Below are 15,332 nucleotides of genomic sequence, written 5' to 3'. Positions count from 1 at the left end.
GCGGCCCCGGCGTCAGCGCCGGAAGCCGCCTTCCGAGTTGATGACCTCCCCGGTGATCCACCCGGCCTCGTCGGTGGCCAGCCAGGCGATGAGACGGGCCGGATCGTCGGGGAGGCCCCAGCGGCCGCCGGGGAAGCGCGCGGCCACGGCCGCGTGGGCCTCGCCGGTGGCGTAACCGGTGTCCACCGGCCCGGGGTTGACGGCGTTCACCGTGACGCCGAGTACGGCGAGGGTGCCGGCCAGGGAACGGGTGACCGAGGCGAGGGCGCCCTTCTGGAGGGCGTAGGCGATCTCGCCCGGCATACCGCCGGCCATGTCCTGCCCCGAGGTCATCAGCACGACGCGCCCACCGGGGCCGGCGGCCGGCCGTACGGCGCGTGCACGGGCGTAGGCCTGGACGAGCAGCAGCACCGAGCGGGTGTCGACCGCCCAGTGTGCGTCGAGCATCGCCGCGTCGATCTCGTCCAGGGTGCCGTCCGAGCCGCTGAGGGCGTGGTTGGCGACGAGGATGTCGAGGCGGCCGAACTCACGCACGACGGTGTCGACCAGCCGGGCCGGTTCGGCGGGATCGGCCAGGTCACCGGGGCCCGCCACGACGCGCGCCCCGGGATCCCCCAGCGCCTCGCGCACGGAACCCGCGACCGCCCCGATCCTGTCTGCGCCCCACGGCATGGCCTGGTCGTGCGCCACATGATGGTGCAGATAGACGCTCGCCCCGTACGCGGCCAGCCGTCGGGCCACGGCATGTCCGATCCCGGCCCGCCGGGAGGCCCCGGTGACCAGGGCGGCACGGCCGCGCAGGGGCAGCGGGTCGCGTCGTAGATCCTCGACGGCCGTGTCACGTCGTAGATCCTCGACGGCCGGAGACGGGTCAGCTGCCACGGCCGGTCAGCGTAGGGGGCGGGAGGAGCGAGGCGCGAGGGAACGGGACGGGAGGGCGGGACGGGAGGGCAGGCCCGACGGCGCCCGTCGTTCGGCCGTCCGGCCGTGCCCCGGTGGCGGGCGGGGGCGGGTGGCGGCTTGCTGGTCTCCGGGGGCGACGCGGAGGAGGCGGGGCGGCGTGCAGGAGAAGGCGGAGCAGGTGCTGGAGACACCGCGGGCCGCCGGGCTGGCGGGCGTCGTGTTCGCGCTGCTGCTGGCCGCGGCGATCGTCCTGATGCGGCTGGGCATTCCCGAAGGCGCCGACGCCCTCACCGCCCCTGGCTTCACGGACTCCGCGCGCCGTCAGGCGGTGCGCACGGCCCTCGCGCTCGTGCCGTTCGCCGGCATCTTCTTCCTGTGGTTCGTGGGCGCGGTCCGGGCGCACATCGGTGAGGGCGAGGACAGGTTCCTGGCCACCGTCTTCCTCGGCAGCGGGCTCGTCTTCACCGCCACCCTGTTCGGCGCCGCGGCGGCGGCCGCTGCCGTGCTCTCGGTCGCGCACCCCGCCGGTACGGCACCACAGCCGGCCGCCTGGGACTTCGGCCGTCATCTCGGGTACACGCTGATGACGGAGTACGCCATGCGGATGGCGGCCGTCTTCGCCTGCTCGATGTCGGTGATCGGCCACCGCCTGCGCGTCCTGCCCCGCTGGCTGTCGCTGCTGGGGCTGCTGACCGCCCTCACCCTGCTCGTCGTCGCGTCCAGTGTGCCCTGGTCGGAGCTGGTCTTCCCCGCCTGGTCGCTGGTGCTCAGCGTCTACGTCATCCTGGCGACCGGCCGCGCCCGGCCCCGCACCGCGGCGAACGCGTGACGGCGGCCGGATCTCCGGCGGCCAGAACGGGGGTTTCCCGACGGGCGATGTTGCTCCGTCGCGCTCATGCTGGCACACGGGACATGACCACCGTCCGGGAGTGCCGCGCGAAACGACCGGCGCGCACCGGACCTGGCCACCGGAAGGGCGGAGCGTCGATGCGTCTCGTCGTCGATCTCAACAAATGCCAGGGGTACGCCCAGTGCGCGTTCCTCGCTCCCGATGTCTTCGCGATGCACGGCGAGGAGTCATTGGTCTACAACCCGCACGCGCCCGAGGAACAGCGCGAGCGGCTGGCCCGCGCGGTCGCGGCCTGCCCGGTGCAGGCGATCACGGCGGACGGGCTGGACGGCACGGGCGAGCAGGGCACCGGCTCCGCCCAGGAGGCGCACGATGCCCGCTGACTATGTCGACTGGCTCAGGCGCGAGGGCCGGATCGTGATCGTCGGCGCCTCGCTGGCGGGCCTGCGGGCCGCCGAGACGCTGCGTGCGGAGGGTTTCGCCGGTGAGCTGACCCTGATCGGTGACGAGCCGTACGAGCCGTACGACCGGCCGCCGCTGTCCAAGTCCGTCCTGCTGGGCAAGGCGTCCGCGCACCGCACCGAGCTGCCGCACCGCCGGGAGATCGACGCCAAGTGGCGCCTCGGCGTCGCGGCGAGCGGTCTGGATCTGATGGCCAATCGGGTCAGGCTGGCCGACGGGGACGAGGTGGAGTACGACCGGCTGCTCATCGCGACCGGCGTCCGCGCCCGGCCCTGGCCGAAGCCGGAGGAGGCCCGACTGGACGGCGTCTGCGTGCTGCGGACCCGGGACGACGCGGCCGGTCTGTACCAGCGGCTGAAGGCGGGTCCGCGCCGGGCGTTCGTGATCGGCGCCGGGTTCGCCGGTTCGGAGGTCGCCTCGGCCTGCCGCGAGATGGGCCTCCCCGTCACCGTGGCGGAGCGCGCGGGTGCGCCGCTGGCGGGCGCGCTCGGCGGAGTGATCGGCGCGGTCGCCGCCGATCTGCAGACCGAGAACGGCGTGGACCTGCGTACCCATGTCATGGTGACCGCGCTGGAGGGGGACCCGGTCGGCCGGGTGCGCGCCGTCCATCTGTCCGACGAGAGCGTCGTCGAGGCCGACGTGGTCGTGGTCTCGCTGGGTTCGCAGCGCAACACCGACTGGCTGGCCGGGTCGGGGCTGGGCGCGGGGCCCCGGGGCATCGCCTGTGACGCGGGCTGCCGGGCCTTCGACTTCCGTGGCATCGTCACCGACGACGTGTTCGTCGCCGGGGATGTCGCGCGGTCCCCGCACGCGCTGTTCGGCTACCAGTTCCTCTCGCTGGAGCACTGGGGCAATGCCGTCGCCCAGGCCGAGACGGCCGCGCACAACATGATCTGCCACGGCGCCGAGCGGCGCCCGCACCTGTGGATGCCCGCCTTCTGGTCCTCGATGTTCGGCGTGAACATCAAGTCGGTCGGTGTGCCGCCCATGGGCGACCAGCTCATGATCACGCAAGGGTCGCTGGCCGAGCGCCGGTTCGCGGGCGTCTACGGTCACCAGGGCCGGATCGTGGCCGCCGTGACCTTCGACAACACCCGGTGGCTGGAGTTCTACCAGCGGCAGATCGAGCGGGGCGCGCCGTTCCCGGTGGAGTTCGCGACGGTGGACCGGCGTCCCGAGGGCCGGCCGATGGACGCCGACTTCCCCGACCCGTCCCTGCCGACCCACGGTCCGATGGTGACCCTCAGCGGCTACTCACCGGCCGACCAGCAGCTGGTCTTCCACCCCGCCCGGCACTGACCGCCGCCCGGCCCGACGCTCCAAGGACGTGTCATGACGCAGGCCTCGCTGTTCCGCCAGATCACCGACTTCGCCAACCGCGCGAATCCGTATCCGCTGTACGCGGAGCTACGCAAGACGCCGGTGCTGCACGAGGAGGAGGACGGCCCGTACGTCATCAGCTCCTACTGGGACATCGAGGCCCTGCTCCACGATCCGCGGATCAGCTCCGACGCCGCCAACCTGGCCGCCGCAGGGACCGACGCGCTGGCCCAGGCGGAGGAGACGGGAGGGCTGCCACCGTCCTTCATCCGGCTCGACCCGCCGGAGCACGACCGGCTCAGGCGTATCGCCAACCAGGGCTTCGGGCCGCCGCACCGGCCGCGCCGGATCGAGAACATGCGCGGCGAGCTGGGCCCCATCGTCAACGGCCTGTTCGACGGCCTGGCGGACAAGCGGCAGTTCGACCTGGTCGACGAGTTCGCCTACCCCTTCCCGGTGACGGTGATCTGCCGGCTGCTCGGCGTGCCCCGGGACGACGAGCCGAAGTTCCGCGCCTGGGTCGATCCGCTGGTGGCGAGCCTGGACCCGGACACGCGCGAGAACCCGGACGCCGACTTCGTGAAGGCGGCGCAGGAGGCGCGGATGCAGCTCGGGATGTATCTGGCCGGGCTGGTCGAGGAGCGGGCCAAGGAGCCGCGCGAGGATCTGCTGTCCGACCTGGTCAACAGCGAGGGCCCGGACGGCTCCATGACGATGATGGAGGTGCTCAGCACCGCGGTGCTGCTGCTGATCGCCGGTCATGAGACGACGGTCAACCTCATCACCAACGGCATGCTGACGTTGCTGCGGCACCCGGAGGTCCTGGAGCGGCTGCGCGGGGATCCGGGTCTGTCGGTGCGGATCGTGGAGGAGTTGCTGCGCTATGAGCCGCCCGTGCAGATCGTGCCGCAGCGCACCTGTATCGCCGACATCGAGGTGCGCGGGGTCACCATCCCCAAGGGCGCGCGGATCTGGCTGATGCTGGCGGCGGGCAACCGCGACCCCGAGCGGTTCACGGACCCCGAGCGCTTCGACCCGGACCGCGGTGACATCCAGCATCTCGGTTTCGGCAGCGGCATCCACAGCTGCTTCGGCGCTCCGCTGGCCCGGCTGGAGACGCAGATCGCGCTGTCCGAGCTGGCCCGGCGGCTGGAGAATCCGCGGCTGGTCGAGGATCCGCCGCCGTACCGGCCGAACGCGGTGCTGCGCGGCCCCCGGCATCTGGAGATCGCCTTCGACGGACTGCGCTGAGCGGGGTGATGCCGCGGCGGACGCCGGTTCAGTGCGGGAGCCGGCTGAGCCGCACCAGCCCCGCCCAGGTCTCCGGTCCCGGCTGCACATACGCGGCCCGTACGGCGTACGTGCCCGCCTCCAGCGGTACGCGGAGGTGCTCGATGCGGCCGGCGGCCTGGCCCGGCCAGGCCGAGTCGAACAGCAGCACAGGGCCGGGCACCCGCCAGTGCACCTCGCTCCCCCACACCGCCGTGGTGAGGGCGGCGGGGACCGAGGCGAGCAGTTCCGTCTCGGAGCGCGCGGCGGACCACCGTACGAAGGTGGCGTGGTCCGGCAGGTAGGAGGTGGCGGCGGGTTCGTCGCCGAACACCAGGGCCGCGCTGTCGCCGACGGGCAGCAGGCCGACGTACCCGTCGACCTCGCACGCCCGGTCGTAGTCGGTGTCCAGTTCCTCGCTGTCGGCGCCCGCCCAGAACGGCAGCACCGTCTCCGGTACGGCTATCAGGGGGCCGCCGCCCGATTCCACCCACTCCAGCGCGCCTGGATCCGCGTATCGAGCCATGGGCAGAGAACCTACACGGGGGCAGGGCGTCAGCAACCGCACTCGCCTTCGACGGGTGCCGTGAGGGGGTCGGCGTCCCGGCGGGCCGGGCCCTGCCAGGTGGCGTAGGCGAAGCCCTCGCGGACCCAGTACTCGAATCCGCCCAGCATCTCCTTGACCCGGTAGCCGAGTTCGGCGAGGGCGAGGGCGGCGCGGGTGGCTCCGTTGCAGCCTGGCCCCCAGCAGTACGTCACCACGGGCACGGCCGGGTCCAGGAGGTGTGCGGCCTGCTCGGCGACGAGCGCGGTGGGCAGGTGGACGGCGCCGGGGATATGGCCCTGGTCCCAGGACCGCGTGGAGCGCGTGTCCACGACGACGAAGCCGGGGTCGCCCTCGGCGGCGAGCGCGGTGGCCACGTCGGAGACATCGGCGTGGAAGGCCAGACTCGCCCGGAAGTAGGCGGCTGCCGCGGCGGGGGCGGCGGGGGCGACGCGCAGGACGGCGTTCTGCGCGGGGACGGGGGTCCTTGACGGGTCGGGGGTCCCTGCGAGGTCGGGGATCTGTGCGAGGTCGGGGATCTGTGCGGGGTCGGGGATCTGTGCGGGGGCAGGGGTCGCGGGGGCAGGGGTTTCTGCGGGGGCAGGGGCCTGCGACGGCACCGGAGGCTGCGACGGGACCGGGGTCTGCGAGATCTTGGTGATCATGATGGAGAATCTAGGGCGCGGGACGTCCCGGCTGAAGACGGAATCCACGGCACACCCCTTGATCGCACGGGGGATTCCCTGCTATCCATCCGTGATGACCGTGTATTCCCCGGACGCCACCGACTGGCGCATTCTTGAGGTGCTCCAGCGGGAGGGCCGGTCCAGCTACGCCGAGCTCGCGCGGGCCGTCGCCATGTCGCCGAGCGCCGTCACCGAGCGGGTACGGCGGCTGGAGGAGGCGGGCGTGATCCAGGGGTACGCGGCGGTCGTCGACCCCGAGCGGCTCGGCCTGCCGATCCTGGCGTTCGTACGGCTGCGGTACCCGAACGGCAACTACAAGCCGTTCCACGACCTGGTGGCCGCGACGCCCCAGATCCTGGAGGCGCACCATGTGACGGGCGACGACTGCTTCGTCATCAAGGTCGCCGCGCGGTCCATGGCTCATCTGGAGGAGATCTCCGGGAAGATCGGCGCGCTGGGCTCCGTGACCACCAGCGTCGTGTACTCCTCGCCGCTGCCCCGGCGCGCGCTGGGCCGCTGACCGGCCCGAGCGGTGGCGGCACGCCATCAAGAAGGCGGCGCAGGCCGGCGTCACAGTGGTGCAGGGCGGCTACGACGACCGGATGCCGTCCAGTGGCGGCACAACCGCACCGACTACGGGTACGGGTACGGGTACGGGTACGGGTACGGGTACGGGTACAGCGTCCTGCACCATGACCGCACCAGATCGAGCGGGGAATCACGGTGAAGAGGTCTCGGCCTGACGAGAGCGCGAAACGGTCGTTAGCCCAGGTGAGCACCCCAACCTGCCGCAAATGCTCGCGGCCTCCCCACCTGAGGGCTCAGGCCACCAGCCCCTCGGCGGGCTGTCGTTGCTTGCTCTGGGCTATGGGCGTGGCTGAGGCCGGTGGGGGTGCAGCGAGACATACGCTTGCGCGGTCGGTCAACGTCCGCACCATCGTCGCTACCTGCCGTCGGCTGAGGTTCAGACGCACAGCATCGAAGGTGTCCGCCAACAGCCGGGCGCGGCATCCTGTGCCGTCCGAGGCCGCTCGACAGTGACCAAGGACGACCAACGGCGACGGGTGCGGCTCCTCTGAAGGGAACGTGAGCTGAGGCAACGCTGATCGGGGTGTGTTCGGGTCTTCCTGTCTCTACCGTGGCGGTGGAGGAGGCGACTCTGATGGGCTCATTGTTCGAGGAGTTGGAGGCTCGGGAGGCGGCTGCCCGGGTGCGGGTGGAGGAGCTTGAGTCGTAGATCGCTGAGTTGACGGCGCGGTTGGAGGCCGAGCGGGAGACGTGGTCGCGGCTGCGGGTGACGCGGGAGACGGTGGCCGAGGTGGTCACGGAGATGTCCGGTTCGGACGAGGCGTCGGTCGCAGAGCAGTTGGTGGAGCCGACGGCCGGTGACCGGCCGGTGCGGGTGGTCGGGGCGCTTCTGGTGCCGCATTGGCGGGAGGGACTGTCGTCGGATGCGCTGCCGGATGTGTACCGCGACATCGTGGAGGTCGTGGCGGACGCGTCGACTCCGATGCTGCCAAGCAGATCGTGCCGAGGATCGGGCTGCCGGCGATGCCGGCGAAGATCGAGGGAACGCGGGGCAAGTTGAAACGGCTGGTGGAGCGGGGCTGGCTGAGGGTCGGTCTCGGTGAAGCCCTTGCGGCGGCCCTTGGCGGGGCCGCGGTCGAGGTGGATGCGGTAGATCAGCCGTGATCTGCGGCCGGGCTTGGTGCAGATCAGCGCCGCTACGGAGACACGTTTGGTGCCTTGGGCGGTGACGCGGACCACCGGGGTGTGTCCACGGCGGCCCCAGGTGCGGCCCTTGGGCGGCCTCAGGCCCTGGCCGGCTTCGTCCTCGAAGCCGGCCAGGCGCCCAGGTCCGCCGCCCTCTTTTTATGACGGGCCACTGCTCGTCCTTCCAGGCGGCCATCCTCTCCTCGTCGCGTTCAGTGGCCTTGCGGGAGGGGACCTGCACGCTCCAGCCGATGCGGTGCAGCAGCAGGTCCAGCCCGGCCAGGGCGTACTCGGCGCCGAACCGGCCGCGCACGACCTCCGCGATCCTCGCCAGTGTCCAGCACCGCTCACCCCAGCCGGAGACGGCCGGACCGGCATCCAACACCGCCTCCAGGACGCGGAGCTGTCCCGCATCGAGTTTGCAGCGGGCTCCGCCCGGGCCCTTGGAAGCCAGGGCCTGCCGACCTCCTGAAGTCAACGCCCGCCGCCATCGGTTCGCCGAAATCCGCGTCACACGGAACTGCCGGGCCACCTCCCGGTCACTGGCCCCAGCCTCGATCAGGTCAGCGGCAGCGAACCGGACTTCCTCACGGCGAGCCCGCTCCTCGGCCGTCAGACCACCGCCATCGGGATACCTCACTCTCCCGGCATAGCGCAGCCCACGACAGCCGTCACGACCCGACGTAACCCACATCGTTAAAGATCTCTAGAGGCCTGACTGCGGCCACGGAAGCTGATCATCAACAGTCCTTCCAGGAGTCTCGCAGCCCCCCGTCCGCTTGCGGGAGCGTTCCTGGCCGGCGCGTGCAGTGAGGCGAAGGTGCCCGGTGGCACACCCTGTCTAGGCTGGCGCTATGACGAAGGCCACCGACGAGCAGCAACTCAACGGGATCGCTCGATCGCTCGACCGCTACGAGTGGGAGCCCACACAGGAGGAAATCTCCGTCGGAGACGCCTTCCTCAGGGAATTACAGAAGGACGAGGAGGCAGGCCAGGCCTTCCCTCGTGGACCACAGGAGTGGGACAGGCTGCGTACCGAGGCGATCGCGGGTCTCGTCGCGAAGGTCACAAGGATCGACAAGGAACTGCTTCCGCTGTGGCGGAAGCAGTTGCCCAGCGGTTCGCCCATGATCGCTCTTGTTGAGATCTACATCCACGGTGCGCCATCCCTCCTGCACCATGCGGAAGACGTCCTCGCGGCCTGGCGAGGAGCCGTATGGCGGGAGCCCACCGGGGAGGAAATCGCGTACGAGGAGCGTCGGCTGCAGGTGTCGCCCGAGGAAGCAGAGGCCATCTGGCGTTTCGAGGAGGCCCACCGCTGGGAGTCTCAGCCGCCGCGGAGTGCCCTGTGGGACGAACTGCTGCCGAAGTGGTCATATCTGACGTCGGTGGCCTCGGTCATCGCAGCCGCGGTGACCGGTGACGTCGAGAATTGATGCGACGCTGTAGCTATCCGAGCTGAGAGGGACGTGTCCGCCGTCCAAGCGCGGAATGTCCGTCACCAGTGTTGCAGCCCTGCTGGCGCCCGTGCAGAGCAGCCAGTCCTGGTTAGGCTCGAAGATGTCTCCGAAGTACGTGTCGCCGCGGTCTTTTGGAGGCGTGTCCGGCCAGGTGGTGAGTTCGAAGTCGTCCAAGTGCACGGCGTAGTGTCGGCCGTCTTCGACCAGGTCCAGCCGCTCCGGCGGCAGCGGCATCTTCCAGTTCTGGACCGGCTGGCGTTGCTGTATTTCCTTGGCCTGTCCAACCACTGGACGAGTTGGTCGACGAAGTGCTCCATGTTGGGGGTGCGCTTGGGCGGCGAAGGCATCTCCGGGCGATGGCTGAGAGCCTCGACCTGTTTGCGCCACCACCACATCCAGCAGTGAAGGAGGGCCGGAAACAGCTCGACTGGGGCGCCGGCCGTCTCGCTTTTCATGGTGAGTAGCACGCCGTGCTCGTTGTCCAATCGCTCGAACGTCGATCGGAGCCCGACACGGCAGGTGCGATCGTCGATCAAAGCTCCTGCCGTGTTCACCACAGCAAGTTGCGACATGAGCCTGTCCACGACCAGTTCTGGGGTGTCGTCCTTCCGCACCCAGGCGGCAACGGCAGGGATGTCTTCGAGCCACGCGTGAACGCCGCTCTGCTGGCGACGTCTCCGTGCGGCCCCGCGTCTACTGCGGTGAGGAACGAGCTCAGCAGTTGCGCATCGGTATTGGCACCCAGCTCAGGGTCGTGTCGGCTCAGGTGGATGGTCAGCACAGAGCCTGGTGTGGTGCCGCCGACAGCACGAGCGTCGATGCGGGTGAAGCCCGCCCACGACTGGCCACTTTCACGTGCTGGCTGCATCCGGCGTCCTCCTCTGTCCTCCTGGTAGCTCACCACCGTACGGCGTACCCGTCGGGGGGGGTTGCTGCCATGTGCTGGGCTTCCGTCGGTGCAGACCCGGGGTCTTCCTTCTGCGGGTTTCGGTTGGCGTGTGCAGGCCAACAGGCACAGAAGGCAACACACAACCCAGGCGGCACAGGACGCTGGCATAGTCGCGTCGCCCTGGCCGACCATGTCGGCAGCGTCGCCTGACTCTGAACCCTTCAGAAGTGGTGCTGTGTCGTACTTGCGTAGCCTGGGTATGGTTCGGCAACTGCTCGGTGGCTTGGGCCCGTTGCATGACTCAGGGCGGGTTGTTAGCCTCACTTCGATCATCACTTGTCGGATGCACTCAATTACATTCCGGAGGCCGGGCATGGGTCGACCGTGGGAAGCTGACAGCGGTGCTGAGTTCGTCCGCCGCTTGGGGCGGTCGCCTCAGGAGCTGGGGCTTACGAGCCAGACGGAGACCTGCCCGGATATTTGGGAAATGTCCAATGGGGATGTGGCCGTGATCGGCCGGGACGTTACGTCGGCCGTAGCCGACCGGCTCCCCGCGGGGGTGTCGATAGGTGCTGATGAGCGGCTGGTCATCATTCCGCGGAGTCTGCTTTCGGCAGCGAAGCCGGACATTCCTGATGCCTGAGCGCGGAGGTGTCGGCAAGCCGAGTCAGTCTGATGCGGCTTGGGCTGGCATCAGCGGCCTGGCCTCACTGCCCGAGGAGGAGCGTGACGCCTTTCTCCCGGCTGCGGACTATTTTGAGGCGTTTCGCCGTGACTATGCTCGCGCTGACGTGACGGTCGTCGACAAGTTGGAGTGCGGCCAGGAATTCCAGGAGCCGGGTTTTGTCTCTTGGGAGGCTTTCCACAAGGGTGCGTGGAGTGAAGCTCTCGATGCGCTGGTGGAGGCTCGGCCAGCGATGAGCCGGCAGTTCGTGGCGGCCGAGCAGCGTGGCCTGCGGCTGCGTCGTGTCCGGTACGTCGAGCTTCCGCCGTCGGAATACGTGCTGTGGGAGACGGCTGTGCTCCGGGAGCGGGCTGACCTGGGCGAGGAGATTCGCGTTGTGGTCCGCTATGGCGGACCTGGCAAACTGGCACCCCCCCCCGATGGTTTTCCGAGCTGGTCATTCTCGGGACCTTCTGTCTCTATGAGCTGAGGTACAAGCCGGACGGGATCATCGCCGGCGCCTACAGGCACACCAACAGGGCTCTGGTTGAGGCATGTCGGAGCGATTTTCAGCAGTTGTACGCGTCGGGCGAGGACTTTTCCGCTTTTCATGCTCGGGTGACGGGGCCGTTGCTGCGTGTCCGGCGTGAAGGATCAGCATCGTGATCCCGCCCGCCGGGTCCGGCTCGGATTCTCGCCGGGGAGCGCACGGTCGGCCCTGGTATCGGTCCCGTCCGACTGTCCTGTCACTGGTTGTGCTGGCCATCATCGCCTCGATGGGGCTCGTTGTGGTGTCCCCGCTCGCGCTTCCCGCGCTGGATGGTGGTGGAGAGGACTGGCAGCGGATCGCTGATATCGCTCAGGCGTACGGTGCAGTGTCGGCGCTGCTGTCCGCGCTGGCCGTCGTGGGGGTTGCTGCTTCACTCGTGTTGCAGGCTCGCGAGGCGAAGGCGGCTCGGGTGCAGACCACGCGGGTCCTGCACATCGAGTTGACCAAGATGGCGATGGAGAAGCCCGAGTTCCTGGACTGCTGGGGTGGCCCGGACTCGACGCGGACGGTGCTGCTGCGGCGGCAGCACATGTACATCAACTTGGTCGTCTCGCACTGGGAGATGTCGTTCGAGGTGGGGGAGATCACCGAGCAGTGGCTGGCGGCCGCAGCGGACGAGATCTTCGCGGGTGAGATCGGTCGGTCGTTCTGGGCACGGTCACGGCAGGCGCGGCTTTCGACAGCAGCGTCTCGACGCTCACGGCGGCTACACGAGATCATCGATGCCCGCTACCAGGCGTCTCTTGGCACTCCGCCACGTACGGAGCCGGCCCTTGCCGATCACGGAATCCCAGGAGTGGTTCCCCCGCGCGCCGGTGGTCCAGAGTAGTCGGAGGAGGTCCGTGCTCCGCCCTCCCCTGGGAAGGGCGGAGCACGGTCGAGCGATGCAGCCAGCAGCTCGGATAGGACTCGCTTCACGGTACGGCCGTGAAAGTCAGCCGCACGGGGAGAGTGCCCGTGAGTCAGTGGCACGGTGTCCCGGATGCCCTTCGGTTCTGCAGCCGGTCTGCCCTTCAGCGGCTGCCGGACCCTGGGGCGTCATCAAGCGCAGTAGGGAACAGGCAAGGCATTGGCAGGCTGGGGCCGATGTCGAGGTGATGGCTGGTCGCCCTGCACAGAGGGGTGGGATTTGCATCCTCCTTATAGCCGTTTCACCGCGTCTCTCAACTCTCTCGCTGCGCTCGCAGTTGACTGCATAGCATCTCGTTCACTGTCGCGAATCGATGGTTGTTCCGGTGCGTCGGGGGCCTGGTGTGACGTTGATGATGGCGGTGGCAGCCGTCTGGGGTGTGCTGCAGCTGTTCACCGTGTCCTGGCCGACTCGTTCGGTGCGCTTGTCGACCGTGCTGCTGGCGTTCGCGGTGGGGGTGTACGGGTGCGGCGCGGCCACGGCGTTGGTGGAGCTCGCCTACACCCGTCTCTACGCGCACGAGTCGGGGCAGTCGCTGGTCACGGTGGTGGACACGACCAGCCACACGGTGGCGCCCTGGGTGGAGGAACTGATCAAGGCTTCCCCGCTCCTGCTGGCCGGTATGAGTCTGAAGGTCCGCCGCCAGTGGGGTCTGACCGACTTCACGGTGCTGGGCGCTGCGCTGGGAGGCGGGTTCGGGCTGCTGGAGGCGGTCCTGCGGTACGGCTTGGACGCGAACCGAGCGATCAGCCGTGGTGGTGGCTGGATCATCCCGGACTCCTTGTCCCCGCCCTATGTGCCGGGCCTGGGGCAGGTGTTGACAGCTTGGCTTCCGGCGCCGTTCAGCCAGTTGGACATGCTCGGCCCGCCGACCACCGAAACCTTCTCCCACCTGGTGTGGACGGCTATGGCCGGCTTCGGGGTCGGACTGCTGTGGCGCTCGCAAGGTTGGGTGCGCCTGCTCTCGGCGCTTCCGATCGCGGCCGCTGCCGGGTATCACACGGTGAACAACTACGTGGTTCAGAAACCCACCAGCGAGGCCGCGCACTGGCTGGACTCGCTGAACGGGAAGGCGTGGGCGGCGCCGCTCGTGTGCCTGGCCATCGCCATGCTTGCCGACCTGCGCCTGATCCATCGTGGAAAGCGCACTGTGCCGGGCGTCGTGCTTGCTTCGGAACGGGTCGACGGCGACAGCATGGGCGCTCTGCTGCGCTATGCGTCCTGGCGACTGCCGTGGAGCCTGCTGATCGTCCTGCGCTACGTCCGGCTGCGGCGCTCGCTGCTGTACGCCACGGCGTCGGCGCCGCTCGACGACACCGAGCAACTGCGCCGGGCGGCCGCCGGAATCACTGCTCTGATGGAGGCGTCCGACAACCCGGGCGCCTGGCGCACGCTGGACGTCCGGGGCCTGCTGAAGGCAACTCGAAGCGCCCGCAGTTCTCGGCAGCGGTGGCTGCTGGTGATCCCGTGCGTTCTCGCGCTGCCCCCGTTGCTGTTCCTGGGCGTCGGATCGTTCACCTCGACTGCCGGCCTCCAGAGGTTCTTCAGTACCGGTTCGGGACCGAAGATCCTCATGGGCTTCGGCATCGCCGCCCTGGCGTGGATCGCCTACCAGCTCACCACCCTGTTCCGCACCTGGCGGACAGCATCGGCCCATCCCACGGCGGAACTACTGGTGGTCCATCGCCTCCGTGTCGGCACCGCGCTGGGCGCGGCAACCACCGGCGCACTCCTGCTGTGGCGCGGGTTCGGCAGCGTGGGCCCCGGCGGCAGGGCGATCCACACGTTCCACCTGCTCGACGCGCTGAACACCTTCCTGGTCTACCTCGGCTTCGCCCTCCTGCTGCTCTCCTTGCTCGCTCTGTTCCCTCCTGGAGGCCTCGCCCTCGCCGGAGGCGGGTCATGGCAGCTGGCGCGCAAGGGGATGGCACGACCGGGCAGGGGGCATCGTCTTCAGCTGAGTCGCCTCAGAGTGAGCCGAATACTAAGAGCCGCGGGAGGATTGCGCAGGAGAGCGAGGATTCCTATGAAGATTTCCTCATGGAGAAACTGGATGGCGCTCCAGGTTCCGATGGGAGGCCTGGCTTCAAAACAGGCGGTCGCCAATTTGACGGAAAATACATCGACCCGCAGACCGGTAGCGAAACCTGGTACGAGGCCAAATCCGGACACTACTGGGACAGAGTGAACTCCAACGAGAAGGACATGTTGAGGTTCAAGTCAAAGCTTGGCGAAGCACGACGAATCGCGCGCGAAAATGGCGTGCAGTTCGGCCTGATATCAGAGAACGAGATACCAGACAATATCGTTTCATTCCTGAATCAAAAGGGAATCCCTGGCGAGTCATCCCCCGGGAGTAGAATCGTACGGTTTCAGGATTCTACTCACTTCCGTCTTGGCTCGGCAAGACGGAATAAGCGCGACGAAATAGGTGGTGGCGATGGGTGCGGACGCAGAGTTCACCTTCACCGTCATCAACGGCTCTCTCTTCCTGGAGACAGCGAAGGACGCGGAGATCGCGGCCTTGCGCAAGCAGGTGCGCGAGCTGGAGATGGAACGTGGCATCCTGCGCCGGGCGGCCAAGTATTTTGCGGGCGAGACGAACTGGTGAGCCGCTTCGAGTTCGTTGCCGACCACCGCGGCGCCTACGGCGTGAAGCGGCTGTGCACCGTGTTGAACCTGTCGAGGTCCGTTCTACCGCTGGCTGAAAACCGCTCCGGCCCGCACCGCGAAACAGGCCGCGGACGCCGCACTCACCCGACGGATACGCAAGGTCCACGCAGAGTCCGGAAAGACGTACGGGGCCAAGCGGATCACCGCCGAGCTCCGCGCGGGCGGTGTGGTCGTCAACCGCAAACGCGTCGAACGGCTCATGCGCCAACACTCCATCCAGGGAAGGAGGTTGAAGCGTCGACACCGAACCACCATTCCGGACCCCACCTCCCAGGCGGTGCCCGATCTGCTGCGGCGCAACTTCACCGCATCCGACCTCAATCGGGCCTGGGTCGGCGATATCACCTATCTGCCCGTCGCCGGCGGCAAGTTCCTGTATCTATAAGTTACGTGGAATCACGCTGACGGATGGACCTGCCGCGGGGGTCGGTACGCCGCC

Annotated in this window: 16 protein-coding genes and 2 pseudogenes; 14 read left to right on the top strand and 4 right to left on the bottom strand. The window is 68.8% G+C overall.

Going from position 1 to position 15,332, the window contains the following annotated elements; translation table 11 throughout:
* Nucleotides 1-12 precede the first annotated feature (12 nt).
* On the bottom strand, nucleotides 13-882 hold the full coding sequence (locus IE277_RS13110; protein ID WP_189951843.1) for an SDR family oxidoreductase: 870 nt from the start codon (nucleotides 880-882) through the stop codon (nucleotides 13-15).
* 178 nt (nucleotides 883-1,060) lie between these two features.
* On the opposite strand from IE277_RS13110, the gene IE277_RS13105 reads away from it, so the two are divergent.
* The 4 genes from IE277_RS13105 (at nucleotide 1,061) to IE277_RS13090 (ending at nucleotide 4,786) form a co-directional block, all read left to right on the top strand.
* Nucleotides 1,061-1,732 (top strand): hypothetical protein, encoded by a 672-nt coding sequence (locus tag IE277_RS13105; RefSeq protein WP_189951841.1) that lies wholly within the window; start codon nucleotides 1,061-1,063, stop codon nucleotides 1,730-1,732.
* Between the two features lie 158 nt (nucleotides 1,733-1,890).
* Entirely contained in the window at nucleotides 1,891-2,136 is a 246-nt protein-coding gene (locus IE277_RS13100) for a ferredoxin (protein ID WP_189951840.1), read from the top strand.
* The gene (locus IE277_RS13095; RefSeq protein ID WP_189951838.1) at nucleotides 2,126-3,514 is read left to right on the top strand and encodes an NAD(P)/FAD-dependent oxidoreductase; all 1,389 of its coding nucleotides are present in this window, start codon (nucleotides 2,126-2,128) and stop codon (nucleotides 3,512-3,514) included. The genes IE277_RS13100 and IE277_RS13095 overlap by 11 nt, the downstream gene beginning before the upstream one ends.
* A gap of 33 nt (nucleotides 3,515-3,547) precedes the next feature.
* Nucleotides 3,548-4,786, top strand: a complete 1,239-nt coding sequence (locus IE277_RS13090) for a cytochrome P450 (protein ID WP_189951836.1) — start codon at nucleotides 3,548-3,550, stop codon at nucleotides 4,784-4,786.
* 28 nt (nucleotides 4,787-4,814) lie between these two features.
* On the opposite strand, the gene IE277_RS13085 is transcribed toward IE277_RS13090, so the two are convergent.
* Both IE277_RS13085 and IE277_RS13080 read right to left on the bottom strand, forming a co-directional pair.
* Nucleotides 4,815-5,330: an immunity 21 family protein gene (locus IE277_RS13085; protein ID WP_189951834.1), complete on the bottom strand. Its 516-nt coding sequence runs from the start codon at nucleotides 5,328-5,330 to the stop codon at nucleotides 4,815-4,817.
* Nucleotides 5,331-5,359: 29 nt separating this feature from the next.
* Entirely contained in the window at nucleotides 5,360-5,869 is a 510-nt protein-coding gene (locus IE277_RS13080) for a rhodanese-like domain-containing protein (protein ID WP_189952528.1), read from the bottom strand.
* A gap of 238 nt (nucleotides 5,870-6,107) precedes the next feature.
* Between IE277_RS13080 and IE277_RS13075 the strand changes: the two genes are divergently transcribed.
* A complete protein-coding gene (locus tag IE277_RS13075; protein ID WP_189951832.1) occupies nucleotides 6,108-6,554 on the top strand; it encodes an Lrp/AsnC family transcriptional regulator in 447 nt (148 codons plus the stop codon).
* A 1,097-nt stretch (nucleotides 6,555-7,651) separates the two neighbouring features.
* Here the strand turns inward: IE277_RS13075 and IE277_RS50085 are convergent.
* A pseudogene (locus IE277_RS50085) lies at nucleotides 7,652-8,387 on the bottom strand (winged helix-turn-helix domain-containing protein); the annotation flags it as partial.
* A gap of 214 nt (nucleotides 8,388-8,601) precedes the next feature.
* On the opposite strand from IE277_RS50085, the gene IE277_RS13060 reads away from it, so the two are divergent.
* The 9 genes and pseudogenes from IE277_RS13060 (at nucleotide 8,602) to IE277_RS49460 (ending at nucleotide 15,278) form a co-directional block, all read left to right on the top strand.
* Nucleotides 8,602-9,183: a hypothetical protein gene (locus tag IE277_RS13060; RefSeq protein WP_189951830.1), complete on the top strand. Its 582-nt coding sequence runs from the start codon at nucleotides 8,602-8,604 to the stop codon at nucleotides 9,181-9,183.
* Between the two features lie 1,286 nt (nucleotides 9,184-10,469).
* Nucleotides 10,470-10,739, top strand: coding sequence for a hypothetical protein (locus IE277_RS47085; protein ID WP_229881328.1), 270 nt, complete (start codon nucleotides 10,470-10,472; stop codon nucleotides 10,737-10,739).
* Complete coding sequence (locus tag IE277_RS13055) at nucleotides 10,732-11,250, top strand: DUF6879 family protein (RefSeq protein ID WP_189951828.1); 519 nt, start codon at nucleotides 10,732-10,734, stop codon at nucleotides 11,248-11,250. The genes IE277_RS47085 and IE277_RS13055 overlap by 8 nt, the downstream gene beginning before the upstream one ends.
* A complete protein-coding gene (locus IE277_RS49475) occupies nucleotides 11,214-11,426 on the top strand; it encodes a DUF6879 family protein (protein WP_373310786.1) in 213 nt (70 codons plus the stop codon). Before IE277_RS13055 ends, IE277_RS49475 begins: the two co-directional genes overlap by 37 nt.
* A gap of 89 nt (nucleotides 11,427-11,515) precedes the next feature.
* Nucleotides 11,516-12,139, top strand: a complete 624-nt coding sequence (locus IE277_RS13050) for a DUF6082 family protein (RefSeq protein WP_189951826.1) — start codon at nucleotides 11,516-11,518, stop codon at nucleotides 12,137-12,139.
* A 433-nt stretch (nucleotides 12,140-12,572) separates the two neighbouring features.
* Nucleotides 12,573-14,408 carry a PrsW family glutamic-type intramembrane protease gene (locus IE277_RS13045; protein ID WP_229881515.1) on the top strand — a complete coding sequence of 612 codons (1,836 nt, stop codon included), beginning with the start codon at nucleotides 12,573-12,575 and terminating at the stop codon, nucleotides 14,406-14,408.
* Nucleotides 14,409-14,660: 252 nt separating this feature from the next.
* Entirely contained in the window at nucleotides 14,661-14,831 is a 171-nt protein-coding gene (locus IE277_RS49470; RefSeq protein ID WP_189951824.1) for a hypothetical protein, read from the top strand.
* Between the two features lie 93 nt (nucleotides 14,832-14,924).
* Nucleotides 14,925-15,122 (top strand): annotated as a pseudogene (locus IE277_RS49465) (IS3 family transposase); the annotation flags it as partial.
* Nucleotides 15,123-15,278: a hypothetical protein gene (locus IE277_RS49460; protein ID WP_373310773.1), complete on the top strand. Its 156-nt coding sequence runs from the start codon at nucleotides 15,123-15,125 to the stop codon at nucleotides 15,276-15,278.
* Nucleotides 15,279-15,332: the final 54 nt, after the last annotated feature.

The sequence above is a fragment of the Streptomyces alanosinicus genome (assembly GCF_014650595.1).
GTDB classification, from domain to species: Bacteria; Actinomycetota; Actinomycetes; order Streptomycetales; family Streptomycetaceae; genus Streptomyces; species Streptomyces alanosinicus.
This window is presented reverse-complemented; position numbering and strand designations above follow the sequence as displayed.

What these genes read in the sequence shown, in the direction of transcription:
- IE277_RS13100 (WP_189951840.1), top strand. Translation starts at nt 1,891, where the DNA reads ATGCGTCTCGTCGTCGATCTCAACAAATGCCAGGGGTACGCCCAGTGC.
- IE277_RS13095 (WP_189951838.1), top strand. Translation starts at nt 2,126, where the DNA reads ATGCCCGCTGACTATGTCGACTGGCTCAGGCGCGAGGGCCGGATCGTG.
- IE277_RS13090 (WP_189951836.1), top strand. Translation starts at nt 3,548, where the DNA reads ATGACGCAGGCCTCGCTGTTCCGCCAGATCACCGACTTCGCCAACCGC.
- IE277_RS13085 (WP_189951834.1), bottom strand. Translation starts at nt 5,330, where the DNA reads ATGGCTCGATACGCGGATCCAGGCGCGCTGGAGTGGGTGGAATCGGGC.
- IE277_RS13075 (WP_189951832.1), top strand. Translation starts at nt 6,108, where the DNA reads ATGACCGTGTATTCCCCGGACGCCACCGACTGGCGCATTCTTGAGGTG.
- IE277_RS13060 (WP_189951830.1), top strand. Translation starts at nt 8,602, where the DNA reads ATGACGAAGGCCACCGACGAGCAGCAACTCAACGGGATCGCTCGATCG.
- IE277_RS47085 (WP_229881328.1), top strand. Translation starts at nt 10,470, where the DNA reads ATGGGTCGACCGTGGGAAGCTGACAGCGGTGCTGAGTTCGTCCGCCGC.
- IE277_RS13055 (WP_189951828.1), top strand. Translation starts at nt 10,732, where the DNA reads ATGCCTGAGCGCGGAGGTGTCGGCAAGCCGAGTCAGTCTGATGCGGCT.
- IE277_RS13045 (WP_229881515.1), top strand. Translation starts at nt 12,573, where the DNA reads ATGATGGCGGTGGCAGCCGTCTGGGGTGTGCTGCAGCTGTTCACCGTG.
- IE277_RS49470 (WP_189951824.1), top strand. Translation starts at nt 14,661, where the DNA reads ATGGGTGCGGACGCAGAGTTCACCTTCACCGTCATCAACGGCTCTCTC.